General features: G+C 60.9%; 25 protein-coding genes. 5 read left to right on the top strand and 20 right to left on the bottom strand.

Going from position 1 to position 26,107, the window contains the following annotated elements; translation table 11 throughout:
* Positions 1 to 2 precede the first annotated feature (2 nt).
* Positions 3 to 1,928, top strand: coding sequence for a BCCT family transporter (locus HMPREF1267_RS02770; RefSeq protein ID WP_023028305.1), 1,926 nt, complete (start codon positions 3 to 5; stop codon positions 1,926 to 1,928).
* 328 nt (positions 1,929 to 2,256) lie between these two features.
* On the opposite strand, the gene rpsI is transcribed toward HMPREF1267_RS02770, so the two are convergent.
* The 6 genes from rpsI to HMPREF1267_RS02740 all read right to left on the bottom strand — a co-directional run bounded on the left by rpsI (position 2,257) and on the right by HMPREF1267_RS02740 (position 9,251).
* A complete protein-coding gene (gene rpsI, locus HMPREF1267_RS02765; RefSeq protein WP_005281349.1) occupies positions 2,257 to 2,799 on the bottom strand; it encodes a 30S ribosomal protein S9 in 543 nt (180 codons plus the stop codon).
* On the bottom strand, positions 2,799 to 3,242 hold the full coding sequence (gene rplM, locus HMPREF1267_RS02760) for a 50S ribosomal protein L13 (RefSeq protein ID WP_034653789.1): 444 nt from the start codon (positions 3,240 to 3,242) through the stop codon (positions 2,799 to 2,801). The genes rpsI and rplM overlap by 1 nt, the downstream gene beginning before the upstream one ends.
* Before the next feature lie 360 nt (positions 3,243 to 3,602).
* Positions 3,603 to 3,890, bottom strand: coding sequence for a WXG100 family type VII secretion target (locus HMPREF1267_RS02755; RefSeq protein ID WP_005277116.1), 288 nt, complete (start codon positions 3,888 to 3,890; stop codon positions 3,603 to 3,605).
* 44 nt (positions 3,891 to 3,934) lie between these two features.
* Positions 3,935 to 4,249 carry a WXG100 family type VII secretion target gene (locus HMPREF1267_RS02750; RefSeq protein WP_005277114.1) on the bottom strand — a complete coding sequence of 105 codons (315 nt, stop codon included), beginning with the start codon at positions 4,247 to 4,249 and terminating at the stop codon, positions 3,935 to 3,937.
* A 133-nt stretch (positions 4,250 to 4,382) separates the two neighbouring features.
* A complete protein-coding gene (locus tag HMPREF1267_RS02745) occupies positions 4,383 to 5,561 on the bottom strand; it encodes a type VII secretion-associated protein (RefSeq protein ID WP_023028303.1) in 1,179 nt (392 codons plus the stop codon).
* Positions 5,562 to 9,251: a type VII secretion protein EccC gene (locus HMPREF1267_RS02740; protein ID WP_023028302.1), complete on the bottom strand. Its 3,690-nt coding sequence runs from the start codon at positions 9,249 to 9,251 to the stop codon at positions 5,562 to 5,564.
* Positions 9,252 to 9,403: 152 nt separating this feature from the next.
* On the opposite strand from HMPREF1267_RS02740, the gene HMPREF1267_RS02735 reads away from it, so the two are divergent.
* Both HMPREF1267_RS02735 and HMPREF1267_RS02730 read left to right on the top strand, forming a co-directional pair.
* Complete coding sequence (locus tag HMPREF1267_RS02735; RefSeq protein ID WP_034666820.1) at positions 9,404 to 10,852, top strand: membrane protein; 1,449 nt, start codon at positions 9,404 to 9,406, stop codon at positions 10,850 to 10,852.
* Entirely contained in the window at positions 10,852 to 12,102 is a 1,251-nt protein-coding gene (locus HMPREF1267_RS02730; protein WP_005277104.1) for a S8 family serine peptidase, read from the top strand. The genes HMPREF1267_RS02735 and HMPREF1267_RS02730 overlap by 1 nt, the downstream gene beginning before the upstream one ends.
* Here HMPREF1267_RS02730 and eccB read toward each other — a convergent pair.
* The 12 genes from eccB to secY form a co-directional block, all read right to left on the bottom strand.
* Positions 12,099 to 13,382 carry a type VII secretion protein EccB gene (gene eccB, locus HMPREF1267_RS02725; RefSeq protein ID WP_023028300.1) on the bottom strand — a complete coding sequence of 428 codons (1,284 nt, stop codon included), beginning with the start codon at positions 13,380 to 13,382 and terminating at the stop codon, positions 12,099 to 12,101. The two genes, HMPREF1267_RS02730 and eccB, sit on opposite strands and share 4 nt — an antisense overlap.
* A gap of 93 nt (positions 13,383 to 13,475) precedes the next feature.
* Positions 13,476 to 14,357 carry a tRNA pseudouridine(38-40) synthase TruA gene (truA, locus tag HMPREF1267_RS02720; RefSeq protein WP_005277084.1) on the bottom strand — a complete coding sequence of 294 codons (882 nt, stop codon included), beginning with the start codon at positions 14,355 to 14,357 and terminating at the stop codon, positions 13,476 to 13,478.
* A gap of 405 nt (positions 14,358 to 14,762) precedes the next feature.
* Positions 14,763 to 15,275, bottom strand: coding sequence for a 50S ribosomal protein L17 (gene rplQ, locus HMPREF1267_RS02715; RefSeq protein WP_005277082.1), 513 nt, complete (start codon positions 15,273 to 15,275; stop codon positions 14,763 to 14,765).
* A gap of 67 nt (positions 15,276 to 15,342) precedes the next feature.
* Positions 15,343 to 16,353, bottom strand: a complete 1,011-nt coding sequence (locus HMPREF1267_RS02710) for a DNA-directed RNA polymerase subunit alpha (RefSeq protein WP_005277080.1) — start codon at positions 16,351 to 16,353, stop codon at positions 15,343 to 15,345.
* Between the two features lie 115 nt (positions 16,354 to 16,468).
* Positions 16,469 to 17,074, bottom strand: a complete 606-nt coding sequence (gene rpsD / locus HMPREF1267_RS02705) for a 30S ribosomal protein S4 (protein WP_023016758.1) — start codon at positions 17,072 to 17,074, stop codon at positions 16,469 to 16,471.
* Positions 17,075 to 17,095: 21 nt separating this feature from the next.
* Complete coding sequence (gene rpsK, locus HMPREF1267_RS02700) at positions 17,096 to 17,500, bottom strand: 30S ribosomal protein S11 (RefSeq protein ID WP_005277076.1); 405 nt, start codon at positions 17,498 to 17,500, stop codon at positions 17,096 to 17,098.
* Between the two features lie 3 nt (positions 17,501 to 17,503).
* The gene (gene rpsM / locus HMPREF1267_RS02695) at positions 17,504 to 17,872 is read right to left on the bottom strand and encodes a 30S ribosomal protein S13 (RefSeq protein ID WP_005281309.1); all 369 of its coding nucleotides are present in this window, start codon (positions 17,870 to 17,872) and stop codon (positions 17,504 to 17,506) included.
* A 182-nt stretch (positions 17,873 to 18,054) separates the two neighbouring features.
* Positions 18,055 to 18,273 carry a translation initiation factor IF-1 gene (gene infA, locus HMPREF1267_RS02690; RefSeq protein ID WP_003854422.1) on the bottom strand — a complete coding sequence of 73 codons (219 nt, stop codon included), beginning with the start codon at positions 18,271 to 18,273 and terminating at the stop codon, positions 18,055 to 18,057.
* Between the two features lie 259 nt (positions 18,274 to 18,532).
* Positions 18,533 to 19,324, bottom strand: coding sequence for a L,D-transpeptidase (locus HMPREF1267_RS02685; protein ID WP_005281304.1), 792 nt, complete (start codon positions 19,322 to 19,324; stop codon positions 18,533 to 18,535).
* Between the two features lie 79 nt (positions 19,325 to 19,403).
* Entirely contained in the window at positions 19,404 to 20,198 is a 795-nt protein-coding gene (gene map, locus HMPREF1267_RS02680; protein ID WP_023028299.1) for a type I methionyl aminopeptidase, read from the bottom strand.
* Positions 20,198 to 20,743 (bottom strand): adenylate kinase, encoded by a 546-nt coding sequence (locus HMPREF1267_RS02675; RefSeq protein WP_023028298.1) that lies wholly within the window; start codon positions 20,741 to 20,743, stop codon positions 20,198 to 20,200. The genes map and HMPREF1267_RS02675 overlap by 1 nt, the downstream gene beginning before the upstream one ends.
* Positions 20,743 to 22,068 carry a preprotein translocase subunit SecY gene (gene secY, locus HMPREF1267_RS02670; RefSeq protein ID WP_023028297.1) on the bottom strand — a complete coding sequence of 442 codons (1,326 nt, stop codon included), beginning with the start codon at positions 22,066 to 22,068 and terminating at the stop codon, positions 20,743 to 20,745. Before secY ends, HMPREF1267_RS02675 begins: the two co-directional genes overlap by 1 nt.
* Before the next feature lie 377 nt (positions 22,069 to 22,445).
* Here secY and HMPREF1267_RS02665 point away from each other — a divergent pair, with 377 nt between their 5' ends.
* Positions 22,446 to 23,753, top strand: coding sequence for a class I SAM-dependent methyltransferase (locus HMPREF1267_RS02665; RefSeq protein ID WP_005281300.1), 1,308 nt, complete (start codon positions 22,446 to 22,448; stop codon positions 23,751 to 23,753).
* Between the two features lie 11 nt (positions 23,754 to 23,764).
* Entirely contained in the window at positions 23,765 to 25,267 is a 1,503-nt protein-coding gene (locus HMPREF1267_RS02660) for an FAD-binding oxidoreductase (RefSeq protein WP_023016754.1), read from the top strand.
* 107 nt (positions 25,268 to 25,374) lie between these two features.
* On the opposite strand, the gene HMPREF1267_RS13125 is transcribed toward HMPREF1267_RS02660, so the two are convergent.
* Positions 25,375 to 25,515, bottom strand: a complete 141-nt coding sequence (locus tag HMPREF1267_RS13125) for a hypothetical protein (protein WP_005281295.1) — start codon at positions 25,513 to 25,515, stop codon at positions 25,375 to 25,377.
* Between the two features lie 142 nt (positions 25,516 to 25,657).
* Complete coding sequence (gene rplO / locus HMPREF1267_RS02655; RefSeq protein ID WP_005277000.1) at positions 25,658 to 26,104, bottom strand: 50S ribosomal protein L15; 447 nt, start codon at positions 26,102 to 26,104, stop codon at positions 25,658 to 25,660.
* Positions 26,105 to 26,107 lie beyond the last annotated feature (3 nt).

Here is a 26,107-nt window from a genome sequence, read left to right as displayed (position 1 = left end):
CGATGAACGAACCTAGATCTTCAGGTGACAAGTCACCTGAAACTACCTCGCAAAAGGCACGATCAGCCATTGCGAAAGCCGCTTCTGGGGAACGCGCTATTCATCCAGCCCTCATTCCCGGAGTAAGTGTCGAAAACACCCGCGCCGATTTCAAGACCAATAAAACGGTCTTTGCGGTGGCGCTGGCATCAACAGTTGGCATTATCCTGTGGGCCATCATCGCACCAGATAACCTGGCCAACACAGGAAGCACCATGCGGGCATGGGTCGTCCAAAACTTTGGATGGCTTTTTACGATCATCATGATTGCCACCACGGCATTCCTGCTGACAATCGCCATCGCCCCAACCGGCAAAATTAAGCTCGGCGCCGATGATTCCAAGCCTGATTTCTCCCGGAACGCCTGGATCGCCATGCTCTTTGCCGCCGGTATGGGAATCGGCTTGGTCTTCTACGGCCCGATGGAGCCACTTGCCCTATTCTTGACTCCACCGCCGTATCTCTCCGGTGTCGAATCCGGCAGCCAAGAAGCCATCCTTCCTGCCTTTGCCCAGGCGGTTCTGCACCACGCTACGTTGCCGTGGATGATCTTCGCGCTGGTGGGCGGCGCGCTTGCCTATGCTGCTTATCGACGCGGCCGCATCCCGCTCATTTCCTCGCTATTTGAACCCCTCATTACGGATTCGAATAACCGGGTATTTGGAAAGATCGTCGATATCTTCGCAGTGTTGGTCACCCTCTTCGGCACGGCGACCTCGCTGGGTATCGGTGCCCTGCAGATCCGTACGGGTACCTCTATCCTTACCGGCAAGCCCCTCGAAGGCAACGGAATCATGGTGGTGATCATTACGATCCTCACCATCCTTTTCATTCTTTCCGCAATGTCCGGCATCAAGCGCGGCATCCGCATCCTGTCCAATATCAACATGGGCCTGGTCATCGGACTCGCGGTCTTCGTGCTCATCACTGGGCCGACGCTCTATATTCTGGACCTGCTTCCCGCCTCCCTGCTGCAGTTCTTCAAGCACTTCGAAGACATGATGTCCCTCTCCGCCTCCCAGGGTGAGCCGGAGAAGGAATTCGTCACCGCATGGACCATGCTCTACTGGGCGTGGTGGATTTCCTGGTCGCCCTTCGTCGGCATGTTCATTGCGAAGATTTCCCGCGGGCGCACCATTCGCGAATTCGTCTTCGTCATCATGCTCGTGCCCACCACCCTGTCGCTTTTCTGGTACGTCATCTTTGGTGCCACCGCAATCAAGACCCACCTGGATGGAGACGGAATCGAGATTGAAGGTTCCGGCGAGAATGTGATGTTCGATCTCATGAGATCGCTGCCGCTATCCAGCATCACCACGGTCATCGTCCTCCTCGCTGTGGTCGTCTTCTTCAATACAGCCGCTGACTCCGCTACCAACGTCATGGGCTCCATGTCCCAATCAGGTCGACCAATCCCCTCGACATCGATTTCCGTTATTTGGGGCGTTGCCCTGGGTGGCATTTCCTTGTCCCTGCTGCTCATCGCCGGCAAGGATGCCCTGAGCGGCCTGCAATCCATCATGGTCTCCAGTTCGCTGCCGTTTACCTTCATCCTCATCGGCATCATGGTGGCCTGGGGCAAGGACTTGGCACGCGATCCTGCAATACTGCGCAGGAAATATGCCCATGCCGCCATTGAGCGCGGCACCCACTTGGGCCTCCAAGAACACAATGGCGACTTCGTATTCAGCTCTTCTGCCGTTCCAGAAAACCACGGTGCCGGGGCTGAAATTGAAAACGATGACCCGTACCTCCACGAGTGGTACACCATCAACGCATCGGATGAATACCTTGCAGAGCAGGCAGCCCTCCGCGAAGAGCGCCGCGCCGAGCTCAAGAACTTTGCACAGAAGAAAACCGAGGACAAGGCCGCAGAAGACGATGAATAATCTCCCTGCCTAACCGGCCTTCTTCTCTAGGCTCTAGGTCCCTAGCCCGCCTCCATCGCGCTGCGCATTAGCGCTCACCGCGATGAGAGGCGGGCTTTTCTCTGTCCCTACAGTCCGTGGCGCGCTGCGGCGTGCGAGCGCTTCATCGCGACCCGAGCTGAGCGCCTTTGTCTCGCGCAAGGCTAAGCCTCAAGAGGCCGGCCAGGCGGGGTTTGGCCGTCCCAACCGAAAGGGACACCGCCAAGAGCGATAAAACGACAAAGCCGCCGCCTCCCAGAATGGGAAGCAGCGGCAATGTATGGCGCTTGCGCGCGCAGTAGAAGCGAGATTAACGCTTGGAGTACTGCGGTGCGCGACGTGCCTTGTGCAGACCAGCCTTCTTACGCTCAACTGCACGAGCGTCACGGGTGAGCAAACCAGCCTTCTTCAGGGTGGAGCGATCAGCCGGGTTGTAGATGTTGAGTGCACGAGCGATAGCCAGGCGCAGGGCACCGGACTGACCGGTTGGGCCACCACCGTTAACGGTGACCTTCAGGTCAAACTGGTTCTCGCGGTCCAGCAGGGTCAGCGGGGTGAGGATGTCCTGCTGGTGCAGCTTGTTCGGGAAGTACTCAGCGAACTCGCGGCCGTTAACCACGATCTGGCCGGAGCCAGCAACGAGGCGAACGCGAGCGACGGCGCGCTTACGGCGACCGACGGTCTGAATTGGACCCTCGTGAACCGGAGCAGCGGCCTCAACCTCTGCCTCGGTCTCAGGGTTGGCGCTAGCCAACGAATCACCGATGGTGTTGGTGAACTCTTCGGTAGCGGCGCTTGCTGCAGCGATGTCAGCAGCCTCGGCTACATTGTTGTCGATGTTCTGCTCAGCCATTACTGTGCCACCTGCTTAAACTCGAAGGTTTCCGGCTTCTGACCGGCGTACGGGTGCTCATCGCCTGCGAAGACGTGCAGCTTCTTGATGGAAGCGCGGGAGAGCTTGTTGTGCGGCATCATGCCGGCAACAGATTCTTCGATAACGCGGACCGGGTTGGCGTCCAAAGACTGACCCAGGGTCATGGACTTCAGACCGCCCGGGTAACCGGAGTGGCGGTAGCGCATTTCGCGGTCGCGCTTGGTGGAAGAAACGTGAATCTTGTCAGCGTTGATGATGATGACGTGGTCACCGGTGTCAACGTTGGGTGCGAACTGTGGCTTGTGCTTGCCGCGCAGCAGGTCTGCCACGGTGGAAGCAAGCTTGCCCAGCACCACGTCAGTAGCATCGATGACGTACCACTTGCGGGTGATGTCACCGCTCTTTGGGTGGAAAGTAGACAAAATGACTCCTTGAAAGTCTGTCTCGGAACTGCCGGCCAGCGCTAAGCATCCATTCGCTTCCCAACAGCGGCCGGTGGAGACCTGCGGGAAGCGCTTCGCCAGCTGCTTGCCGACGAGCGAACACATAGGGCTACAACTTTAGCCGCTACCGGAGTAAAAGACCAAAACGCCAAAACCGGCACCTTTCCAGGAAGAAGAGGTACCGGTAAAAGAGGTTCTATGTGGCGGTTTGTGCAAGTAGCGCGGTAAGGAGACGGCGGCTGCGTTCGCCTCCTGCCAGATGGATACGGGCACGGGCACCGCCCGACTCCCCTATTGCGCTTTAAAGAAACAGGTTAGATAGATGCCGCCAAGGGTGCGTTAACCCCAGCTAGCGGCGGCGCGGCGGTTGACATCGCTCATGGCGTCATTGCCCTGGGACACGGTCTTGGAGATGGTTGCCAGCACGGTATTGAGTTCTTGTGCCGCCTTATCCCACTTGGCCTGTGCCTGGTTATAAGCCACTGCGGACTCACCTTCCCAGGTGCTCACCATGGGTTGGAGGCGGGATTTGAGGTCGGCCAAGGTGCTGTTGATGCGGCCGGAGGTGGCGTTGATATCGGCTGCGGCAGAAGAGATGGCGCCGAATTGGTACTTAATTTCGGACATGGGAAAAATGCTTCCTTTCGAAGTTGCTGGTGGAGGTGGCTGGGTTACAGGGCGAGGCCGCCGCCAACATTGGAGAAGGCCTGGGTGTTTTCGGCTTCGACGTTGTCAAAGTTGTGGGCATTGCTGCGGATGTTTTCAGAAATCGAGGTCAATGCCTCGCGCAGTTGCTGCGCGGAGGTGTTATAGCGCTGCATCAAGTTATCGAATGAAACCTGCGCCTGGCCGGCCCAGCTGCCGCGGACAGAATCAACTACACCCTGCAGGCGGGTGAGCTCGCCTTGGACCTCGTCATTGGTGTTATCGACGCGGCCGGCGGTAGAGACCATGACATCGGCTTGTGTCTTAAAAGTCTGAGACATAACAGTGCGCCCCTCCTTAGGGCGGGAAGAGATGTTGAGTGTGATTTCCCCCGAAAAAGCTTCTGTGCTTTCTCACCGTTATTGGACTGCGCTCAGACCCATTTGGTTCCCGGGGTGTTAAAAACTTTTCTGTTTATTTCTTGCTCAGGGATTCGGTGGCCATCCGGCAGGCGGCTTTTTGCACGGCATTGGCACTATGGCGGGTATGACACCCCACCGACATGTGGTGCCCGGTATCTTCCCAGATGGTCCATTCCACTACGGAGCCATCGCCGGGGTCTTCTATATAGTGCAAACGCCCTGCGTCCTCGGATACATCGCGCAGTTCCGGATCCTTGTCTACCTGCGCTTTGATTTCACCAAAGAGCGCCTTGGCCGGCACGTTAAAAAGCGAGTCCGCCGCTAAGAGAATCCTTAAATCAGGGTCTTCTCCTGTGGCGGTCACTAGGCCTTCCTCCACAGTGGCCTGAAATCCGGTGGGAAGGACGACGGAGAGCCCTTCGATATCAAGGCGCTTTTCGCCTGGGTTGAGCTCGCCGTCACCGCCCGCGTCGCCAGCCGCGTCCGCGTTGCCATCGCTGCCACCACCGGATTCTTCCTTTGGCACGGAGTCGGCGGCGCTCGCAGCGGTGGCACTTCCAGCGGCGGTGCCGGCCTCGCCGCCGTCCTCATTATCGGACGCATTCGCCCCCATGGCCCACCACGAGGCGCCGACGACGGCGAGGATCACCACGACGATGGCGACATGAAACATATCGATGGCACCTATCCAGCCGCGCAGCTTATCGGCCCACCGCGTGCCTGTCCCCTGCCCTTTTTCTGCTCGCGCACCAGTTCCCGGGTCAGCCGTTGTTTCCGTGCGGCCCGTGGAAATATCCATCTGGGCGGTGGGCGCGGATTCTGGGGCATCCGCAAGTGCCGATGCCGCCGCTACTGCCAACGGTGCCCCTGCCTCGCCCGCAGCCGATTCAGCCTCTCGTGCTGGAGTTGATTCCGGTGCGGGTGTTGCTTCCTGCTGTCGCACGCGGGCGCCGGCTACATCGAGTTGGCGGGTAAGAATGGTGACGGCTTCGCGGGAGACGGCGGTGCCAGAGGGATCCGCGATGACGGATACGTCCACGTCCGGCCAAGCGGATCCAGCGATCTTCGCGATCTGGTCCATGACGTGGCCGAGTGCCTTGCCTTCTACGATGCCGGTCCCAGCAAGATCGTAGCGGTACACGGTTTCTGGGCCTTCAAAGATGGTGGCCGCATCCATAACGGTCACCGTAATCGTTGCCGTTGCTGCGGAGATAGGCGTTTCTGTAGACATTTATTCTTCTCCTTCCCCGTAAACCACCTGGGCGATTCCCAGGCTTTCGCCGCGGATGCTCCACTGCCCGCGCCCGGGCGGCTGGTGGCTGGGCTTGAGCCCGAAGATGGTGCCTTCGTCGCGGTCGGCATCGAAAAGCAGGAATGCGGGTTGCAGATCGCGCACCGCGGAAAAGAATTGGCCGAACAGTGCCCGGCCGATGCCGCCGGATTTTCGGGCGATGACCATGTGCAAGCCGATGTCCCGCGCATGAGGCAGAAGATCGAGTAAGGGTGCCAAGGCTATATCGCTGACCAAGTCCGCATCATCGATCACCACGTAAATATCCGGGCCCTCCCACCAATCGCGGGCGGCGAGTTGCTCTGGGGTGATATCCGGCCCCGGCAAGCGTTGTTCCAGCGTGCGCACGGTATTAACGATTGCCTCCTGCGCGCTTGATTGCGTTGCGGCATAGGCCGCCACCATGTCCTGATCCAGCGTGCCCAGGTGAGCGCGGCGCTGATCGATGACCACCAATCGCGCCGCCTCCCGCGGAAGGCTACTAATCCCGCGCATTATCTGTGCCAAGAAATTGGACTTGCCGCAGCCTTGGGCGCCGATGGCAACTAGGTGCGGCTCGCGCTCCGGATTCCACGCCAAGGTGGAAAGGTCGCGCCCGCCGATGCCCCACGGGATGCCGCCAGTAGGTGCTTCGCCATGGGCGGCGAGCGCCTCTGGGGTCAGGACCGCCGGCAGCATCTTCAAGCGCGGGGCGGGAACGGCGTTTGCATGCACGCGGCAGATATGGGCAATATCTTGATTCGAGGTGTGGGCGAGCAGCATATTTTCGCCGGCCTGTGTCAGCCCCCTGCCCGGCGCGCTGGGCAGTTTTTGCTGCAGCTTGCGGTCAATAAGCGAATCGAGTGCCTCACCCAAGCGCAGCTCGAGGCGGTGGGCGATGAGATCCCTAATCGCCGGGCGCATCGTGGTCCACCGGGAGGTCGCGATGACAACGTGGACGTTGGCGGAGGCGCCATCAGCGACGATATCCGTAATGGATTCGGCTAAATCCTCAAACTCCGCATTGGATGGACCGATGTGGTGCCAGCCATCGATAATCAAGAAGGTCTCGCGCGGTTCCGGCCGGCGGATAAACCCGGCAACCTCATCGACGATGCGGCGGATCTTTTCGCCTTCATCGCGCCCGGCTACCCCGGCAACGTGCGGTAACCGGTCTAGGGCCGCTAACTGCCCGCCGCCCAAGTCGATGACATAAAAGCGGATATCTTCCGGCCGCCGGTTAAGCGCCAAGGAGGAGACTATCGTGCGCAGCGCACCGGACTTGCCGGATTGCGGTCCCCCGCACAGTGCAAGGTGGCCGCCGTGCTGGTGAAAGTCGATGACTAGTTGGTCTTGGCGCTGGTAGTACGGCCTATCGATAATCCCGATCGGCGCGGATAGTTCCGCTGCGGTGGACTCCGCGCCCTCCATATCGAGGGACGATAGTTCAATGACCGGTGGCAGCGGAGGTAGCCAGATGCGGTGGGCCTCCTGGCCGCGCGCGGCGGCCTCCTCGCCGGCGGCGCGAACCACCTCAGTAAGAACCGATGTGGATTCATCCATCACCACAGCAGGAGAATTCTGTGCAGCGGCATCGTCCTGCGCCCATCCCGTAAAAAGTTCCACCCGGCACGGCGGGCCGGAAGGATTACCGTCCAAGTCCGCGGCCGCGTGCATCCCCGCGCCAGGTGCAGCCCGGCGCGCGAGCGGCCCTGATACGTAGGAAGCCTGAAAGCGGGTGAGATCCTCGGCATCGGATTTCAGGTAACCGGCGCCGGGTTGGCCGGGAAGGTGGTAGGCATCGGTCACGCCAAGGACCTGGCGGGATTCGGCGGAGGAAAAGGTTTTCAGGCCGATTCTGTAGGACAAGTGGGAGTCCAGCCCCCGCAAGCGCCCTTCCTCGAGCCTTTGGGAAGCCAAAAGAAGGTGCACGTGGAGGCTGCGCCCCAAGCGCCCCACGGCAACGAAGAGCTCGGCGAAGTCCGGGTGCTGGCCCAAGAGCTCGGAAAATTCGTCGACGACGATGACCAGCGCCGGCAAGGGACCGTAGTCACGCACGGCATCCGCAGAAGCGTTGTACTCGCCCACATTGGCAAAGTTGCCGGCGGTGCGCAGGAGTTCTTGGCGGCGGTTCATCTCCCCGGAAATGGCATCGTACATGCGCTCTACCAGGGTGGATTCTTCTTCAAGGTTGGTAATGACCGCAGAAGTATGCGGCAGGCGATCACAGCCTAGGAAGGTCGCACCACCCTTGAAATCTACCAACACGAGATTGAGTTCATCCGGGCTATGCGTGGCGGCAAGTGCGGTCACCAGGGTGCGCAGGAGCTCAGATTTACCGCTGCCCGTCGCCCCGATGCACAGGCCGTGCGGCCCCATTCCGCCATGCGCGGATTCTTTGAGATCCACGGTCACCGGCTGCCCGATGGAATCGATGCCGATGGGCACCATGAGCCGCGAGGCACCATCGCGCCCGTGCCACATGCCGCTGGCGGCCAACTCATCCACACCGCTGTAGCCGAGCAGCCCCAGCAAATCATTGCCCCGGCGCCCAGAGGTGCTATCGGGGCGGCGAAAGACCGCCATCCGGCGGGCCATAATCGTGGCCGCGGCAGTGCCCAAACTATCGGGTGTGCCTAGTTCTTCCACGCCCGCGGCCGTGACCGCCTGCAGGGTATCCGCCGCGACGAGGCACAGGCCTTCTTGTTCCGCGCGCAGGCTCAACGCAGACGACGGGGCGCCGCCTACCTCAATGACGGTGGTATAAGAATCGCCGTGGAAGAAGTCTTCGGTGCCGGTGGTCAGGAGGGCATCGACAAGCACAATGCGAAACCGCGCCTTATCCGGCTCCCGGGTATGCGGCAGCCATTTTAGCCACTCCCACTCGCCGCCGATGGCCTCAACCCCGATGGTCTCGGGACCGTGCGCCAGGGCTAGCTGCATGACGAGGGCACGCACCGTATCGCGGGCATTATCGCCGGTAAAGGATAAAAACCTAAAGGCCTGCAATTGGATCACCACCGGGAGATCCGGCACGGTGCCCACCGCCTTGATGGCCTGGCGCATGCTCACCGCACAGACCGGGTCCAGGTCCTCGGTCGCACCAGAATCAGGCACGTTGATGGGCGTGCACAACGTGGTGGGCCCAGTGCCCACGCGCACCTCCAAGGCATCCGGATCATCAGGCCCACGCTCCCACATGCGCCGCGATCCCACCAGCGGTTCCAGCCCCGCCGGATCCGGATGCCGGTACAGCTCGTGCGCACGCTGCGCACCGGCATTATCCAGCGCCTTTTCCCGCAGCGCCTTAATGTGGCGCAAGTAGGTCCGCCGGGTTTCATCCGGGTCCTGCCCGCTATTGTGCGACCCAAACATCATGGCCATACTGGCCAGCATCATCAGCGGAAACATCAGGGATACCGGGCTGATATGCCGCGAATCGCCCGCGCCCAACACCATCAGCGCCACCATGCCCAACATCGCGGCGATCATCACGATAGGCAGCAGCAGGCGCACCAGCGGCACCGGCTGCGGGCGCACCGCTTCCGGCACTTCCTCTGCCTCGACGGTGCCGGTGGGAAGCGGCGGTGGCGCGTCCCGAAGCGGCATGGACAATGGCTCCACGATGTGAGTTTCCCCGATCCCAAGCATGGGTAAAATCCTCCCCCGATCCACACGCTTAGCGCTCTTGGCCCCCTGCCAAGATTCCCCGCGCTGCGGTGGACACGACGCCACCAGTAAGCCACAATATGTGGCATTGGGCAAGGGGGATGCCCACAATCATGAGACAATTCGGGGGAATTATGACCGCTCCAACGGCGCATCACATGCGCCTTACCATCCGCATCCACGCAGATTCCTTCCACAAGGAAGCAGACGTGGCATTGCCATTAAGCTCCAGCCTCGGCGAGCTCATGGCAGAACTTACTGACCTTGTCGATGCACCCGCGATCACCTCGCCGTGGCGCGCCAGCACGGCCTCTGGGCGCACCATCGACCTCACCGCACCGCTTGCCGCCACGCCGCTAGCGGAAGGCTCCATCCTGGTGCTCGCCCCGCGCGAGGAGCGGCCCGCGCCCGTAATCCGCGACGCCGCCGAATCCCTCGCCGCCCAGAGCCGCGACGACACCACCTCCGCCATTCCCATCGTCTGGGCGTGGGCCGGGCTCGCCGCGGCCTTCGCCGTCACTTGGGTACTCTCGCTCCCAGCGGTGGCCTGCGCCGGGCTCGCCATCGCGGCCTTCGTGCTCGCCCTGTGGACGCGGGCGCTATCGCTTGTCATGCTCACCCTGGCGGCAGGGGCGGCGAGCGGTTGGGCACTTATTTCGCCCGCGCTTGCCGATGCCCCCTATGCCGCCCTCACCACCAGCGCCACCCTGCTCGCGGCGTTATTGGCCTGCCACCTCACCCGGTTAAGCACGGTACGCATTACCTCCGGCGCGCTCACCATCGCCGGGCTAGTGCTCATTGCGTCCGTGAGCTACCTGCTTCCTGGGCTCAGTGGAAATTCGGGCATCGGCACGAGCCACGGTACCGCGGCGGCCGCAGGCACCGTTATCGCAGGCGTCATTGTGCTTGCCACCGCCCCCGCGCTGACCATCGCCACCGCGGGGCTGAAGGTGCCGCAATTGCCCACCGCAGGCCAAGACCTCGCCGTCTCGGATGAGCTTCAGCCCGATGTGGACGATCGCGCCACCCGCGCCGGGTACGCCTACGAGGGCATCTGCTGCGCAATCGCGCTCTGCCTCATCCCGGCCCTTATCGCGCTCAGTTTCACTGGCACCGGCGCCCTCGTGGCCACGGACGGGACCGTGGACGAGGCGGGATCCGCCGCTACCATCGGGTCTCGCATCGCCGTGCTTTTCGGCACCGGATTAACCGGGCTCGGCTTCGTCCAAGCGCTCTGCGTCTCTGTTGCTGGAACGGTGGTCATGCACGCCGCGCGTCACGGGCGCGTGCTTGCCAGCTGGGCGCTCATGCTGGTTGCCATGATTGCCTGTCTTACCGCCTGCCTGTGCGCCGTGCATGCGATTGCCGCAGATGGGCTTGCTGGCGCTTGGGCGCCAACGGTGGTTGCGGCCCTCCTGCTTACCGCGATGCTAAGCGCACCACTGTGGACGGCCAAAATGAGCGAGGTGGACCCAACGACCATCGCCTGGTTCGAACGCATTGAGTCCCTCACCATCGCCGCCTGCCTGCCGCTTGCCGCGCACCTCGCCGGGATCTTCGAACTCATCAGGGGGCTGGGATAATGGGCCACACCCGCTCGCGTCGTTTTTCCGCACTACCTGGGTTCAACGGCAGTTCAAGGCTTGCTGCTTGCGCCCTTACCGCATGTGTCCTCGCCGGAACCGGCGATTTCATCACAGGAGCTCCCACCGCGCCCATCGCGGGCGCACGGGAACCGGACCGGGAATGCGCCACCGCGCATCCATCTCCCCTAGCGCCAGAACCTTCCGCAGACCAGCGCGCCTACCGTTCCCAGCTGCATTCCTTTGCCACGGGCGAGGGCATAAAGGTAGCCGTCATCGATACCGGCGTTGCCCACCACGATCAGCTGCCGAATCTCACCGCAGGCGCGGACCTGGTCACTCCGGAAGAACCGGATCCGCACCGAGATTGCGACCTGCACGGCACCGTCGTCGCCGGCATCATCTCCGGGCACGATATTGGCATCGCCCCACGCGCTGAGATCCGCGCCATCCGCCAAACCAGCGCGCATTATCGCCAATACGATGGCACGGCCGGCGAGTCCGACGAGGACAGCACCACCGGCTCGCTCGACACATTGGCCCGCGCCATCGATCATGCCGTGGAGGACAACGCCCGGGTGATCAATATTTCCGTGGTGTCCTGCGTTCCAGAGAAGACCGCGCGGCGCATCGATAGCTCCCGCTTGGATGAGGCGCTCGGCCACGCAGAAGATGCCGGCGCGGTAGTCATCGCAGCCTCCGGCAATATTTCCTCCGGCACCTGCGAAGAAGGCGATCACGTCTTTCCCGCTGATTCACCGACCGTTTTATCCGTTAGCGCCCAAGAGGATGCCCACGCACTCGCCGAGTACTCCCTCACGCCTGCCGATGGCCCACAATTAGCCGCCCACGGCTTCGTCCCTTTAGCGCTTAATCCCGCCGGTGGCTGGGCAGACGGGAAGAACCAACAGGATTCCCTGGCACAGTTTCACGGCACCTCGTTCGCGGCACCGGTAGTCAGCGGCACCGCCGCCCTATTAGCCGAGCGCTACCCAGACGCCAGCGCCGCCGATATACGTCAACGGCTGCTTTCCGCCGGCGAGCCCGGCAACGGTTTCATCGATCCGCTCGCCGCCCTTACCCATATCGATGGCGAATATGCCGCACCCGCGCGCGATCTGACTATCCAACCCGCCAAAGACGAACACTCCCCAGCGGCGAGCCGCACCGGGTGGGTGCTCGGCGGGTTAGTCCTGCTGCTGACGGGCCTGGCGGTTGCCCGCGGGCTACGCCGACCCAAGTCGGCCTAGGGGCTGACCTGCAGGGCTTCGTCCCGGTCCAAGCGCGAAGCCTCTGGCAAAAGCCGGATGATTTCCCACGGAACCTCCGCCCCAATACCGGTGCCGAGGGCCTCTAAGAGTTCCTTATTGTCCACCGCATGGCGCTGCCCCGTAGGCGAGACAACGTGGTAGCCATGCCCGGTATCCACACCAACTCCTCCTGCCGATAGCCCGCCAAAACGATCCGCTATACCCTCTCCGGCGAGCGCTACCGTCCCGGGGTTCTCAGTCACCAGCGCTGCCCCACCATCGCTATCAGCGCACATCCAGCCCTCATCTGGGCCAACGAAGTCGAAGGTGGTGGCGGGCAGGCGGAAGTTTAAGGGGGCATCGGCAAGCGCGCCTACCTCTTGTGGTGAGGCTTCTTTGCGCGTCGCGCCGTAGCTAACCAACATGTCTGCCTGGGTGGCGGAGAGCTCGGCGACGCCGTCGTCCGTCCGGGCCCACTGACCCTGCCCGGTGTCCATGATGTCCGGCAGCGGATCGGGAAACGTCAACGGCGGCTGCTCCGCAAAGGCATTGAGCAACTCCGCGGGAACGGGCCAGGAATGGGTGCTCCCGTCGATGCCAATCCCGCGGCGGATGACCCGGCCCTCCGTGCTCTGCGCATCGGGCAAGCGCACGCGCCCGTCCGCGGTGAGCAGCCACTGCACACCATCCGTTTCTGCGAGCGCGGCGCGCTCCTCCCCAAAACCCTCCTGCGGCGGATCCGCCACCACGATGACCTCTTCTTGAGCCACCTGTTGGCCATCGATGCTGGTGGGATTATCCGCGGGCTGCTCATCGTGGCCGGCAAGGCACGCCGCCCACGAGCGCTGCGGGGTCTCGCCCGGTGCGGCCAAATAGCCGGGAGCATCCGAAATCCCCACCGGCGTGCCCAACGAGGCCTCGCGCAAATGCTCGTCCCCAATGGTCTGCGCCTCGGCCGCCTCGCCGGCGATGATCCGCGCGGACGACAGGTTATAGACGGGGTGGTACGTATCGTTGACGTCCACGAAGAGCTGGCCTTGCTCCGAGCGCACGATGGGCGCATCCCCTGGCTGCGGGCTCGGCTGCAGCCAAGCCAAAAGGCCCGAGCCGACCGCTAAAAAGGCCACTCCTACTCCGCCGAACATCATCGCCTTGCGGCGGCGAGCCAGCGGATCGTGGATCATACGGGTATCGCCCAATACGAGCCCGTGTTCCACACGCCGGCGTAAAAATTTATGGCCCGAGACTTGGGCCTTGGTCGTTGGCAATGGACGTGCCATGAATTTCCCCCCGAAAATTCCCCGAAAAGTCTAAATAAACCCAGACCTCAGGCTAGCGCAGGCTCCTCACCCCTGCCACTTGGCAGCGTGTTTTCACAAGGTCGTGCGCTTTTCCCTCGTTATATCCGCCCGCGCGGACATTTCGCCCGCCTCCGGGTAATCCACCTGCACTAAAGACAGGCCCTTCGCCGGTGCCACTGGGATGCGAGAGGAGCGCTTGGTTTCCTGCAGCAACGCCGCGGCAAAGTCGACGTCCCTGCGGCCTTCCCCAACGCTTAAGCAACAGCCAACCAAAGAGCGCACCATCGACCAGCAGAAGGCGTCCGCGGTCACCCGGGCCTCAAAGAGCTGCGGTTCCTCCGGCGTCGAGACATCCTGCCAGCTAAATTCCTGTAATTCGCGAATGGTGGTGGCATTCGGCTTGGCCTTACAAAAGGCCGCAAAATCGTGCAGACCCACCAGCGCATTGGCCGCGTCTTGCATGGCCCCGATGTCTACCGGTTTGAACCATTCGGCCGTATCGCGCGCCCGCGTCGGCAGCGCACCCCGCGGGCTGGTGGTTATCCGGTACACATAATGCCTGCGCAGCGCAGAAAATCGGGCATCAAAACCTTCTGGCGCGAAATCGCAGCCGTGCACCCGGACGTCTTCCGGCAACAACTTGGCAAGCCTGCGCACCAACTTCCCGGGATCATTTGCTACGGACCGTTGCTCCAGCATCTCCTGCGGCACATCCACGTGCGCCACCTGCCCGCGAGCATGGACGCCCGCATCCGTACGCCCAGCTACCGTCAGCGGTACCTCCGTCCGAGCGATCATTGCTAGCTGCTCCTCGAGCACGCCTTGGACGGTGCGCAGTCCGCCCTTTTGCCTGGCCCATCCGTGAAAATCGGTGCCGTCATAGGCCAGATCTAACCGGATCCGAACGAATCCTTCTGCTGGTCCCTCATGTGCGATCGGTGCTGCTTCAGTCATGGTGGACCTAATGCTACCGGAGGCGGCGGCGGGTTCCCGAAACGTGCAACCTCCCCTGTTCGTTTTGAGCAGACAATGCAATATCTGAGGGCCCTGTTTGCTCAGTTATCGCAGTGGAGGATGCACATAGGAGGTTGAGCGTTGGAGGTTAGACATAAGTGTCGTAGTGCATTGGACGTTGGGTGGCCTGCTGCATGGCGCAGCCGCACGATGGAGTCGCGCAATGGCGCCACACGACGGCGGGGACCAGGAACATAAAGATCCAAGTTCAAAACGACAAAAGCCGCCTCCCCTGTCTCTTCGTAAAGAGAATGGGAAGGCGGCGATTATGCGCTACTTCTGCGAGTAGGAACTGCAATCCACGCGCGGCGTTAGGGCCGGAGTGAATTCAGCAGCCAGGAGAGATTACTTCTCCTCGGACTCCTCTGCAGAGGTGTTCTCAGCTGCGGTGTCCTCGGCCGGAGCCTCGGTCTCCGCAGCCTCGTCTGCCTGAGCCTCTTCAGCCTCAGCGGCCTTGGAAGCGGCAGCGCGGGTAGCGCGGTTAGCCTCGGAGGTCACGGTCTCCTCAAGAACGAGGGAGATCTGGGACATCGGGGCGTTGTCACCGGTGCGGTTGTCCAGCTTGATGGTGCGGGTGTAGCCACCCTCACGGTTCTCAAACTTCGGTGCAACCTCGTCGAACAGGTGGGAAACAACATCCTTGCGCGGGATGAGCTTCAGCACTGCGCGGCGGTCAGCAATGGTGCCGGACTTAGCCTTGGTGATGATCTTTTCGACGTACGGGCGAAGAACCTTCGCCTTGGCATCGGTGGTCTTGATGGCGCCGTGCTCGATCAGGCTAGCTGCCAAGTTGCTCAGCATGTGAGCTTGCTGCTTGGCGGAGCCACCGAGACGGGCACCCTTCTTCGGGGTAGGCATTGTTTACTCCTCGTGTGCGGTAAAAGTTGAGCGCGCGGCAACGAGTGCCGCAGTTCAGGGTGATTCTTTACTCGGAATCGTCCGCAGCCGGGTCCTTGAAGTCACCGGTTTCTGCGTCGTAGCCCTCGAGCTGGGTTGGGTCGAAGTCCTCAGGGGTGTCCTTCAGAGCAAGGCCCAAGTTAGCCAGCTTGATCTTTACCTCATTAATCGACTTCTGACCGAAGTTACGGATATCCAGCAGGTCGGACTCAGTGCATTCTGCAAGCTCGCCGACGGTGTGGATCTCCTGACGCTTCAGGCAGTTATAGGAGCGAACGGAGAAGTTCAAGTCCTCGATAGGCATGCCGTAGGCGGCGATGTACTCGGTCTCCTGCGGGGAGGGACCAATCTCGATGCCTTCGGCTGCGTTGTTCAGCTCGCGTGCCAGGCCGAACAGTTCGACCAAGGTGCCACCGGCAGAAGCCAGGGCGTCGCGGGCAGAAATCGAGTTCTTGGTTTCGACGTCGATAGTCAGCTTGTCAAAGTCGGTGCGCTGCTCAACACGAGTAGCTTCGACCTTGTAGGAGACCTTCAGCACTGGGGAGTAGATCTGGTCGATTGGAATACGGCCGATTTCCCCAGAAGTTGCGGCAGCCGGGACGTAGCCACGGCCGCGCTCGACGACGAGCTCAATGTCCAGCTTAGCGGTGTCATTTAGCGAAGCGATGTGCAGATCCGGGTTGTGGATCTCCACGCCAGCCGGCGGCTGGATATCGCCCGCGGTGACATCACCAGGGCCTTCCTTGCTCAGGTACATAACCACCGGCTCATCGGAGTCGGAGGATAGGACCATGCTCTTGATGTTCAAGATGATCTCAGAAACGTCTTCCTTCACACCGTTGATGGTGGTGAACTCGTGGAGCACACCATCAATCTTGATGGAGGTTACCGCTGCGCCCGGGATGGACGACAACAGGGTGCGACGCAGCGAGTTACCGAGGGTGTAGCCAAAGCCCGGCTCGAGCGGTTCGATGACGAACTTGGAACGAGACGAGTCGATGAATTCCTCGGTGAGCTGAGGACGCTGGGAAATGAGCATTGCAATTCTCCTTTTCGGCGACCGCTATTTGACGCCGGTAGAGGGGGGTAAAAATCTTGAGGTTGAAGATTCCTGATGGACCGCGTGGCCTTGCAGGGCCGTGCGGTATAACAGTTTACTTCGAGTAAAGCTCGACGATGAGCTGCTCTTGCAGCGGAATGTCGATCTGAGCGCGCTCGGGCAACTGGTGCACGAGGATGCGCAGCGTATCAGGAACGACCTGCAACCATGCCGGTACGTTGGCATCGATAAGAGCGTCCTGAGCGTCTTCGAACCATTCCATCTTCTGGGAACGCGGGCGGACATCGATGATGTCGTACTGCGTAACCCGGTAGGACGGGATGTTGATGTTCTTGCCGTTCACGGTGAAGTGACCGTGGGAAACGAGCTGGCGAGCCTGGCGGCGGGTACGTGCCAGACCTGCGCGGTAAACCACGTTGTCGAGGCGGGTCTCCAGCAGGATGACCAGGTTGTCACCGGTCTTGCCTGGGAGGCGGTTAGCCTCGGTGTAGTAGCGGCGGAACTGACGCTCCAGCACACCGTAGGTGTACTTTGCCTTCTGCTTCTCCTGGAGCTGCAGCAGGTACTCAGATTCCTTGATGCGGTTGCGGCCAGCCTGTCCCGGAGGGTACGGGCGGCGCTCGAATGCCATGTCTCCGCCGACCAAGTCGACGCGAAGACGGCGGGATACGCGGGTAGCGGGGCCAGTGTAACGAGCCATTTTCTTACCTCTTTCCTTCCCTTAAACCTTGCGACGCTTGGTCGGACGGCAGCCGTTGTGCGGCTGTGGAGTTGCATCCGTGATCGAGGAAACCTCGAGGCCTGCAGCCTGCAGGGAACGGATGGCGGTCTCGCGGCCGGAGCCCGGACCCTTGACGAATACGTCAACCTTCTTCATGCCGTGGTCCATTGCCTTGCGTGCGGCGCTTTCAGCGGCCATCTGCGCGGCGAACGGAGTGGACTTACGGGAACCCTTGAAGCCAACGTGGCCGGAGGATGCCCAGGAGATAACAGCACCGGTCTGATCGGTGATCGAGACGATGGTGTTGTTGAAGGTGGACTTGATGTATGCGTGGCCCAGAGCCACATTCTTCTTGACGACGCGACGGCCGGAACGGCGTGCGCCGGAACGAGTCTTTGGAGGCATGAACTACTTCTTCTTTCCTGCGATCGTCTTCTTCGGGCCCTTACGAGTACGCGCGTTGGTCTTCGTACGCTGACCGCGTACCGGCAGACCGCGACGGTGGCGCAGACCCTTGTAGCTTCCGATTTCAATCTTGCGACGAATATCAGCCTGAACCTGGCGGCGGAGGTCACCCTCTACCTTCCAGGAGCCTTCAATTGCGTCACGCAGTGCCGAAACCTGTTCATCTTCCAGGTTGTCGGTGCGCAGGTCAGGAGAAATGCCAGTCTTTTCTAGCAATTCCTTGGCACGGGTTGGACCGATGCCGTAGATGTAGGTGAGAGCGACCTCCATACGCTTATTGCGTGGGAGGTCAACACCAGCTAGACGTGCCATAAGGCGTGTCCTTTCGGGTTGTTACGGCGGTTTTCTCCCCATCCGTCCCGCTCCATGCAACGCTTCGCCCGGACCGTGCCGGGAATCCTTGGGTTGCTTACCAGTGCGGGCTCAGGCCACCGTAGCCTGAGGTGTACAGGACAAAGCCATGCTTCGCCCTTGGGTGAGGAGGCTGACTGTGTTTACTTGTAGCGGTAGACGATGCGTCCGCGGGTCAGGTCATAAGGAGACAGCTCTACGACGACGCGATCCTCCGGGAGGATGCGGATGTAGTGCTGACGCATCTTACCGGAAATGTGTGCAAGAACCTTGTGCCCATTGTCGAGCTCGACACGGAACATTGCGTTTGGCAAAGGCTCGACGATGCGACCCTCTACCTCAATTGCGCCTTCCTTAGCCATAACCTCTACTTTTCTGGCGACAGACAAGTACCTGTCACCTGCATGTTTGTTGTCTACTGCGGTGGTGCAAGCCAACCAAACCTACTGGCGCTATACACCGTCAAACCAGCATACGCTGCAGCGACACGATTTCCAAACCGCGCGCACTTTCATAAATCCCCAACCGGCAGCGGAAAACTAAAAATACCCTCGCGTTCAGTTCCAAATTCCGGAACCAAGCGCGAGGGCGAGGCGCGTTAACGCGGTGAGCTACACCGAATTAGTAGATGTAGACCTTGTCACCAATCTGGACATCGTTCCAGTAGCGAACCGCTGCATCGTAAGGCAGGTGGACGCAACCGTTGGAATCAACGTTGGTGTTATCCAGGTGGAAAGCGTGGCCGTTATTGGTGAAGTAGATGGAGTACGGCATCGGCGCGTTATTGAACTCGCGGGAGATTTCGTCCTTCACCTTGCGGTTGACGTGGAAGGTACCGCGCGGGGTTTCCTCGCCCACCATGCCGGCGGACATGGATGGGGAAATGTAGGACACGTCGCCACCTTCCTGCAGCCAGGTGCGGCGGCCGTCAAGGTCGACACAAATCTTGGCATCTGCCGGGCAGGAGCCGCGGTCGAATTGGTTAGCGCGGCGCTGCTCCTCCGCACGGCGCGCCGCCTCTTCAGCCTTCGCCTTTTCTTCCGCAATCTGCTGTGCGTGTGCGCGCTCAGCAGCCTCGCGAGCCTGGCGTGCTTCCTCGTTCTTCTGAGCCACTAGGCCCGGAAAGAGGAATTCCAGGGCGCTATCGACTGCGGACTGCACGTTAGGCACCAGTTCCGGGGTGTACTTCTCAGCCTGGTCCAGGATGTCATTGCGGGTCTGCCATGCCTGGTCGCGGGTCTGGCCGTGGAAGTTATCAAGCTGCTGCTGGGCCTGGGCAGTGAGCTGATCGAGGGAAGGGAGTTGCTGAGCAGAGGCTGCAGGGGCGCCGGCAATCGTGCTCAATGCCATGACGCCAGCCACTGCTGGTGCAGCAACGGTGGCACTTAACTTGCGGAGGCTGAATTTAGACATAGTGGTGAGTATAAACCTTTCAGGGGATTTACGCCTAGTTTAAGCGGCGATTTTTCAGGGAATATGTACTGGGAATTTATTAGTAGCGCCTGGTGAGGATACGCGGGCCGTCCGCCGTCGCGGCTACCGTGTGCTCCCAATGTGCGGCAACGGAACCGTCGAGCGTGACCACCGTCCAGTCATCTTCTAGCACCGCGCTATCGACGGTACCCAAGGTGAGCATGGGTTCGATGGCTAGCACAGAGCCCTCCTGGATGAGGGGCCCGCGGCCAGGCTTTCCCTCATTTTCCAAGTAGGGCTCTTCGTGCATGGTCCGGCCAATTCCGTGGCCGCCGTAACCATCCACAATATAGAGGGATACGCCAAACTTATCTTCGGCGCGGTAAGTTGCCTGCTCCAAGGCGTGGGACACGTCGGTCAGGCGGTTGCCCGGGACCATCGCCTGCAGTCCTTCCATGAGCACCCACTCGGTCGCCGCGTTCAATGCCGCAACGTCCGGGTCCAGTTCACCGATGGGAAAGGACCACGCGCTATCTCCTACCCAGCCATCGAGGGTGGCGCCGCAGTCGATGGAGAGGAGGTCGCCATCGGCAAGCACGGTCTTCGCATCCGGAATCCCGTGCACGATGACATCGTTAACGGAGGAACAAATGGAGCCCGGAAATCCCTCGTAGCCCTTGAAGGTAGGGGTGGCACCGGCGGCGCGGATGGTCTGTTCCGCCACCGCATCGAGCTCCAGCGTGCTCACTCCTGGCGCCGCCGCGGCGCGAACTGCCTGCAGCGCCTTGCCGACGATCTCGCCAGCCGCCTGCATGGCATCCAGCTCGCCCGGGGTGCGGGCGGGAATGCGCTTGGTGCGGCGCCGAAAAGCCATTACTTGCCCAGCGCTTCCATGGCACGGGCGTTGATCTCTTCGACGGAGCCTTCTGCCTTGATGGGGATGATGGTATCGCCGTAGTGCTCGATGAGCGGGAAGGTCTCATCGCGGTAGACGCCCAGGCGGGTGCGGATGGTTTCCTCGTTGTCATCGGCGCGGCCGCGGGCCATCATGCGCTTGACAACAACGTCCTCAGAAACCTCGAAGTTCAATACGCCGTCGAGCTTTTCGCCCTTCTTGGACAACAGCTCTTCCAAGATGTCTGCCTGCTCGGTGGTGCGCGGGAAGCCGTCCAAGAGGAAGCCGTTCTTGGCGTCGTCTTGGCTGAGGCGCTCTTCTACCATGCGCGCGGTGACATCGGTAGGCACGAGCTTGCCGGCGTCGATATAGGACTTCGCCTCAACGCCCAGCGGGGTGCCCTCGCCAATATTGGCGCGGAAGAGGTCACCGGTGGAGATGTGTGGAACGCCGAGCTTTTCGCTCAGGATTGCTGCTTGGGTGCCTTTGCCAGCACCGGGAGGGCCGAGAAGTACAAGACGCATTATTTCAGTAGTCCTTCGTAGTTGGATTGGAGAAGTTGAGATTCAATTTGCTTGACCGTGGTCAAGGCGACGGAGACCATAATCAAGATGGCCGTACCGCCAAAGGCGGAGGTGCCGGTGGCCGAAGAGTGGCCAACGCCAAGGTCCAGCAGGATATTCGGCAGGATGGCGATCAACGCCAAGTACAGGGCACCGACGCTCAGGAGGCGGTTCATGACAAAGCCGAGGTACTCCGCGGTGGGGCGGCCCGGGCGGATGCCTGGGATGAAGCCACCGTACTTCTTCATGTTATCGGCTTGCTCAGCGGGGTCGTACTGCACCGAGACGTAGAAGTACGCGAAGAAGATGGTCAGCAGGAAGTACAAGACGATGTACTGCCAGGACGACGGCGCCTGTAGGTGCGCAATAACGTTGCGCTGCCACCAGTTATCCGGGGTGTGTACGGAGCTGGAGTTGACGATCTGCGTGATCAGCACCGGCATGTAGATAAGCGAGGAAGCGAAGATGACCGGGATAACGCCGGCCTGGTTGACCTTCAGCGGCAGGTAAGTGGAAGAGCCACCGTACTGACGCCGGCCCACCATGCGCTTGGCGTATTGCACCGGAATGCGGCGCTGGCCCTGCTCGATGAAGGTAATACCGACGACCAGAACAATAAGGCCAGCCAGCACCATGGCGAAGACCATACCGCCGTTGTTTTGCAGGATATTCATGCCATCGGTAGGCAGGCGCGTCGCAATACCGGCGAAAATGAGCAGGGACATTCCGTTGCCAATGCCCTTTTCCGTAATCAGCTCGCCCATCCACATCACGAGGACGGCGCCGGAGGTCATCGTCACCACAAGCAGGATCAGGGTGAAGAAGTTGCGGTCTTCCGCCAAGACCGGCACGCCTTGGCCCAGCAACTGCTCGCGGTCCGCCAGCGCGACGATGCCGGAGGATTGCAGCAGCGCCAAGGCGAGCGTGAGGTAGCGGGTGTACTGGGTCATTTTCGCCTGCCCAGACTGGCCTTCCTTCTTCAGCTGCTCAAAGCGCGGGATGACCACGGTCAGCAGCTGCACGATAATGGACGCCGTAATGTAGGGCATGATGCCGATGGCGAAGATCGACAGCTGCAATAGGGCGCCGCCAGAAAACAGGTTAATCACGGAGTAGAGGTCTCCGGATTCCTCTGTCAGCTGACGCAGGCGCCCTGCAATTGACGCGTAATCTACACCCGGCGACGGGATCTGTGCACCGATGCGGTACGCAATGATCATCACGATGGTGAAGATGATCTTCTTGCGTAGGTCGGCATCCTTAAAAGCCTGCAAAATGGCGGACACTACAAAATCCTCCTGGCCTACCGCTGTCACGCGCGAATCTATGGATTCCTCACGCAGCAACACACGGAGGTGGACACTCTATGGCTCCCGCAGGGCTCCACATCTTCCTCACTTGGCGTTAAGAAGTAAAGACAAGGAGTCCCAAAGGAACGGTGGAACACTTTTGACCCCATAACCCTACCAGCCTTATATCTGCGCGCCACATCTAACCCGCATTATGTGACAATGATTGCCTATTCTTTCGCGCTTATTCCGCTGGGGGTTTACCATGTTAATTATTGCCCTGCGCAATTTTTTACCCGTAGTTTTCCGGCCTGGCGGTCCCTAAACGCCAAGGTCGTTATTGGTGTGAACCCAACGTTGCGAAAGAAGTCTGAATGAGCAAAAAATTCACGCCGATGACCGTTGCTGAGATCATCGACGTCTTTATCCCTAGTCCCAACCCCTTCCGCTGGGAGGCCTTTGATGGCTCTGCCACCGGCCCTGCCGATGCTGATTACAAGGTCACCATCAATAGCCTCGGCGGACTTGCTTATATCGCCACCCACCCAGGCGATGTCGGATTCGCCCGCGCCTACGTCACCGACGGCATCTCTGTAGAAGGCGAGCACCCCGCCCACCCGTACGGCATCTTCAATGCCCTGCATGCCATGTATGACAAGTTCGAAAAGCCCGGCGCTAAAGACTTGGCCCGCGTGATTCGTTCGCTGGCTTCCATGGGCGCCTTCCACATCCAGCCGGTGCCTGAGGTAGAACGTGCCTCCTGGCTGCGCCGCAAGCTGCACGATGGCCTGTCCAAGCACTCCAAGGAGCGCGATGCCGACGTCATTTCTGATCACTATGACGTGGGCAATGACTTCTACGAGCTCTTCTTGGGCGATTCCATGACCTATACCTGCGCCTACTTCCCCACCCCGGATGCCACCTTGGAGGAAGCGCAGGAAAACAAGTACCGCCTCATCTTTGACAAGCTGCGCCTGAAAGAAGGCGACACCCACCTGGATGTAGGCTGTGGCTGGGGAGGCATGGTGCGCTACGCCGCCCGCCGCGGCGTGAAGTCCATCGGCGTGACCTTGTCGCAGGAGCAAGCCGAGTGGGGCCAAAAGAAGATCGAGGAAGAAGGCCTACAGGATCTGGCTGAGGTCCGCTTCATGGACTACCGCGATGTCACCGAAGAAGGCTTTGATGCCATCTCCGCCATCGGCATCATCGAGCACATCGGCGTGCAGAACTACGATGACTTCTTCAAGTTCATGTACAGCAAGCTCAAGGTCGGCGGGCTGATGTTGAACCACAACATCACCTACCCGGATAACCACAAGACGCCCAAGGGCGGGTTCATCGACCGCTATATCTTCCCCGATGGCGAGCTCACCGGTTCCGGCAACGTCACCAAGGCCATGCAGGACAATGGCTTCGAGGTCTTCCACACCGAATCCCTGCGCTTTGATTACATGCGCACCCTGCACGAGTGGTGTGAGAACTTGAAGGAGAACTGGGAAGAGGCCTGCGATTTGGTCGGCCTGCCCACCGCGCGCCTCTACGGCATCTACATGGCCGGCTCGGAGTGGGGCTTCGAGCGCAATATCATTAACCTCTACCACTTCTTGGGCATCAAGCTCGGCGAGGCCGGCTCCCGCGCCGGCGTGCCCGAGCGCCGTTGGTGGGAAGACAGCCGCTTTTAAAAGGAGCCCATATGACCCTTTTGGATCACTTACGCGAGCGCGTTTCTGCCCTGCAGCCGCGCCCGGTCGATGCCGTGCATATCGAGCCCGTGGGCTGGCAGGCCCACCGCGCCGGCGTAGACACCTTGCTGCGCAGCTTCCGCGAGGTCCCCGCCGGAAAGCGCGTGCGCCTGGCCAAAAAGACCTCTAACCTCTTCCGCGGCCGCAGCGAGAATCAGATAGGCCTCGACGTCTCCGGCTTGGGCGGGGTTATCGAGGTCGATCCCCTCGCCCGCACCGCCGATGTGCAGGGCATGTGCACCTACGAGGACTTGGTTGATGCCACCCTGCCGCACGGCCTCATGCCGTTCGTCGTTCCGCAGCTAAAAACCATCACCCTGGGCGGCGCGGTCACCGGCATGGGCGTGGAATCCACGAGCTTTCGCAACGGCCTGCCGCACGAGTCCGTCATCGAGATGGATATCCTCACCGGCACCGGCGAGATCCTTACCTGCTCGCGCGAGCAGAACGTCGATCTCTTCCGCCTCTTCCCCAATTCCTACGGTTCTCTGGGCTACGCGGTGCGCCTGAAGATCGAGCTCGAGCCCGTGCCGCCCTACGTGGAGCTGCGCGAGCAGCGTTTCCACACGGTGGAGGAGGCAAGCCGCGTGCTTGCCGATGTCTCCGTTCACCACACCCACGAGGGTGAAACCGTCGATGGCCTAGACGGTGTGGTCTTTTCTGAGGACGAGGCTTACCTGGTCTTCGCGCGCTTTACCGATGAAGAAGGCCCTACCTCCGATTACACGCGGGATAAGATCTACTACCGCAGCCTGCAGCACGCCCAGGGCATTCGGCGAGACCGCCTTACCATCCGCGACTATATCTGGCGCTGGGATACTGACTGGTTCTGGTGCTCGCGTGCCTTTGGCGCCCAGAACCCCAAGGTGCGCAAGGTCTGGCCGCGCGAGCTGCGCCGCAGCTCCTTCTACTGGAAGCTCGTGCGCCTGGACCGGAAGTACGAGTTGGAGTACAATTTCATCAAAAAGCCACACGGCAAGCCGCGCGCCGAGCGCGTGGTCCAGGATATTGAGGTCACCCCGGAAAACCTCCCAGAGTTCCTCCACTGGTTCTTCCAGGCCTCCGATATCCAGCCGGTATGGCTGTGCCCCATCCGGCTGCGCGATGGCGTGGGCGAACTCGTGGGCACCGGCGATATCGCCGCCGAGTCCCAGGACCCCTGGCCGCTGTACCCGCTGCGCCCCGGCAAGACGTGGGTCAACGTCGGCTTCTGGTCCGGTGTGGACGGCGATCACGTCGATCCCAGCGCTCCTGGCAATGGGGCCTTCAACCGCGTCATTGAAGAAAAGGTCAATGACTTGGGCGGCCACAAGTCGCTGTACTCCGAGGCCTTCTACTCCCGCGAGCGGTTCGAGGAGCTCTATGGCGGGAAGCTGCCCGATGCTATCAAGGCCGTAACGGACCCCGATGACCGCTTCCCAGGACTTTTTGAAAAGACCGTGGACGAGGCCTAGGACGGCTCCCAAAACCAGATAAGGGTGGAACGCTCGTAAAAGCGTTCCACCCTTTTTGTAGCTACGGGCCCAATCCCTGACAGGGCCAGAGGCTTAAATCAGCGCGATTACTGCTCCTGGGCCACCTGCGCGGTCTCAGTGTTATCTGGCTGGGACAGCTGCGGGTTGGCGTCGACGGGGCCGGTGGAGCCGGCGAGCGCCAGCACGGCGGAGATGACAGCGGCAAAGAATGAAGAAATGGACGACATAGCAAACTCCTAGCTAGTAGGGATGAGTGTTTACGGTGATAACACTACCACTGCTATGCATACGTCCGCATAGATCGACTGCACCCCCTCGCCCCGCACACAAGGTGCGAGGAAAGGGGGTGCAGTTAGTCTCTAGTCCAGATTACTTGGTGTTGGCGGAACCGCCAGCAGCCTCAATCTTTTCTACGGCGGACTTGGAGAACTTGTCTGCGGTGACGTTCAACTTAACGTTGATGTCGCCGCTGCCCAGAACCTTGACCGGCTGGTTAGCGCGGACGAGGCCAGCAGCTGCGATGTCAGCGACGGTGATGTCGCCGCCATCGGCAAACTTCTCGGCCAAGTCAGCCACGTTAACAACCTGGTACTCAACGTGGTTCGGGTTCTTGAATCCCTTGAGCTTAGGCAGACGCATGTGGATGGGCATCTGTCCACCCTCGAAAGCAGCGGGAACCTGCTTACGAGCGCCGGTACCCTTGGTACCGCGACCAGCGGTCTTACCCTTGGATGCCTCACCGCGGCCAACGCGGGTCTTGGGCTTGTTTGCTCCTGCGGTTGGGCGCAGGTCGTGCAGCTTGATGATATCAGCCATGGT

The organism is Corynebacterium sp. KPL1824 (genome assembly GCF_000478095.1).
GTDB lineage: Bacteria > Actinomycetota > Actinomycetes > Mycobacteriales > Mycobacteriaceae > Corynebacterium > Corynebacterium accolens.
This window is presented reverse-complemented; position numbering and strand designations above follow the sequence as displayed.

Excerpts from the sequence above, each read along its gene's own strand:
- rplO (WP_005277000.1), bottom strand. The coding sequence starts at position 26,104 with ATGGCTGATATCATCAAGCTGCACGACCTGCGCCCAACCGCAGGAGCA.
- HMPREF1267_RS02735 (WP_034666820.1), top strand. The coding sequence starts at position 9,404 with ATGACCGCTCCAACGGCGCATCACATGCGCCTTACCATCCGCATCCAC.
- infA (WP_003854422.1), bottom strand. The coding sequence starts at position 18,273 with ATGGCTAAGGAAGGCGCAATTGAGGTAGAGGGTCGCATCGTCGAGCCT.
- rplQ (WP_005277082.1), bottom strand. The coding sequence starts at position 15,275 with ATGCCTACCCCGAAGAAGGGTGCCCGTCTCGGTGGCTCCGCCAAGCAG.
- HMPREF1267_RS02750 (WP_005277114.1), bottom strand. The coding sequence starts at position 4,249 with ATGTCTCAGACTTTTAAGACACAAGCCGATGTCATGGTCTCTACCGCC.
- HMPREF1267_RS02710 (WP_005277080.1), bottom strand. The coding sequence starts at position 16,353 with ATGCTCATTTCCCAGCGTCCTCAGCTCACCGAGGAATTCATCGACTCG.
- HMPREF1267_RS02665 (WP_005281300.1), top strand. The coding sequence starts at position 22,446 with ATGAGCAAAAAATTCACGCCGATGACCGTTGCTGAGATCATCGACGTC.
- HMPREF1267_RS02730 (WP_005277104.1), top strand. The coding sequence starts at position 10,852 with ATGGGCCACACCCGCTCGCGTCGTTTTTCCGCACTACCTGGGTTCAAC.
- HMPREF1267_RS02740 (WP_023028302.1), bottom strand. The coding sequence starts at position 9,251 with ATGCTTGGGATCGGGGAAACTCACATCGTGGAGCCATTGTCCATGCCG.
- HMPREF1267_RS02685 (WP_005281304.1), bottom strand. The coding sequence starts at position 19,324 with ATGTCTAAATTCAGCCTCCGCAAGTTAAGTGCCACCGTTGCTGCACCA.
- rpsM (WP_005281309.1), bottom strand. The coding sequence starts at position 17,872 with ATGGCACGTCTAGCTGGTGTTGACCTCCCACGCAATAAGCGTATGGAG.
- rpsI (WP_005281349.1), bottom strand. The coding sequence starts at position 2,799 with ATGGCTGAGCAGAACATCGACAACAATGTAGCCGAGGCTGCTGACATC.
- HMPREF1267_RS13125 (WP_005281295.1), bottom strand. The coding sequence starts at position 25,515 with ATGTCGTCCATTTCTTCATTCTTTGCCGCTGTCATCTCCGCCGTGCTG.
- HMPREF1267_RS02745 (WP_023028303.1), bottom strand. The coding sequence starts at position 5,561 with ATGTCTACAGAAACGCCTATCTCCGCAGCAACGGCAACGATTACGGTG.
- rpsK (WP_005277076.1), bottom strand. The coding sequence starts at position 17,500 with ATGCCTCCAAAGACTCGTTCCGGCGCACGCCGTTCCGGCCGTCGCGTC.
- truA (WP_005277084.1), bottom strand. The coding sequence starts at position 14,357 with ATGACTGAAGCAGCACCGATCGCACATGAGGGACCAGCAGAAGGATTC.
- map (WP_023028299.1), bottom strand. The coding sequence starts at position 20,198 with ATGGCTTTTCGGCGCCGCACCAAGCGCATTCCCGCCCGCACCCCGGGC.
- HMPREF1267_RS02660 (WP_023016754.1), top strand. The coding sequence starts at position 23,765 with ATGACCCTTTTGGATCACTTACGCGAGCGCGTTTCTGCCCTGCAGCCG.
- HMPREF1267_RS02675 (WP_023028298.1), bottom strand. The coding sequence starts at position 20,743 with ATGCGTCTTGTACTTCTCGGCCCTCCCGGTGCTGGCAAAGGCACCCAA.
- eccB (WP_023028300.1), bottom strand. The coding sequence starts at position 13,382 with ATGGCACGTCCATTGCCAACGACCAAGGCCCAAGTCTCGGGCCATAAA.
- rpsD (WP_023016758.1), bottom strand. The coding sequence starts at position 17,074 with ATGGCTCGTTACACTGGCCCCGCTACCCGCGTATCCCGCCGTCTTCGC.
- HMPREF1267_RS02770 (WP_023028305.1), top strand. The coding sequence starts at position 3 with ATGAACGAACCTAGATCTTCAGGTGACAAGTCACCTGAAACTACCTCG.
- HMPREF1267_RS02755 (WP_005277116.1), bottom strand. The coding sequence starts at position 3,890 with ATGTCCGAAATTAAGTACCAATTCGGCGCCATCTCTTCTGCCGCAGCC.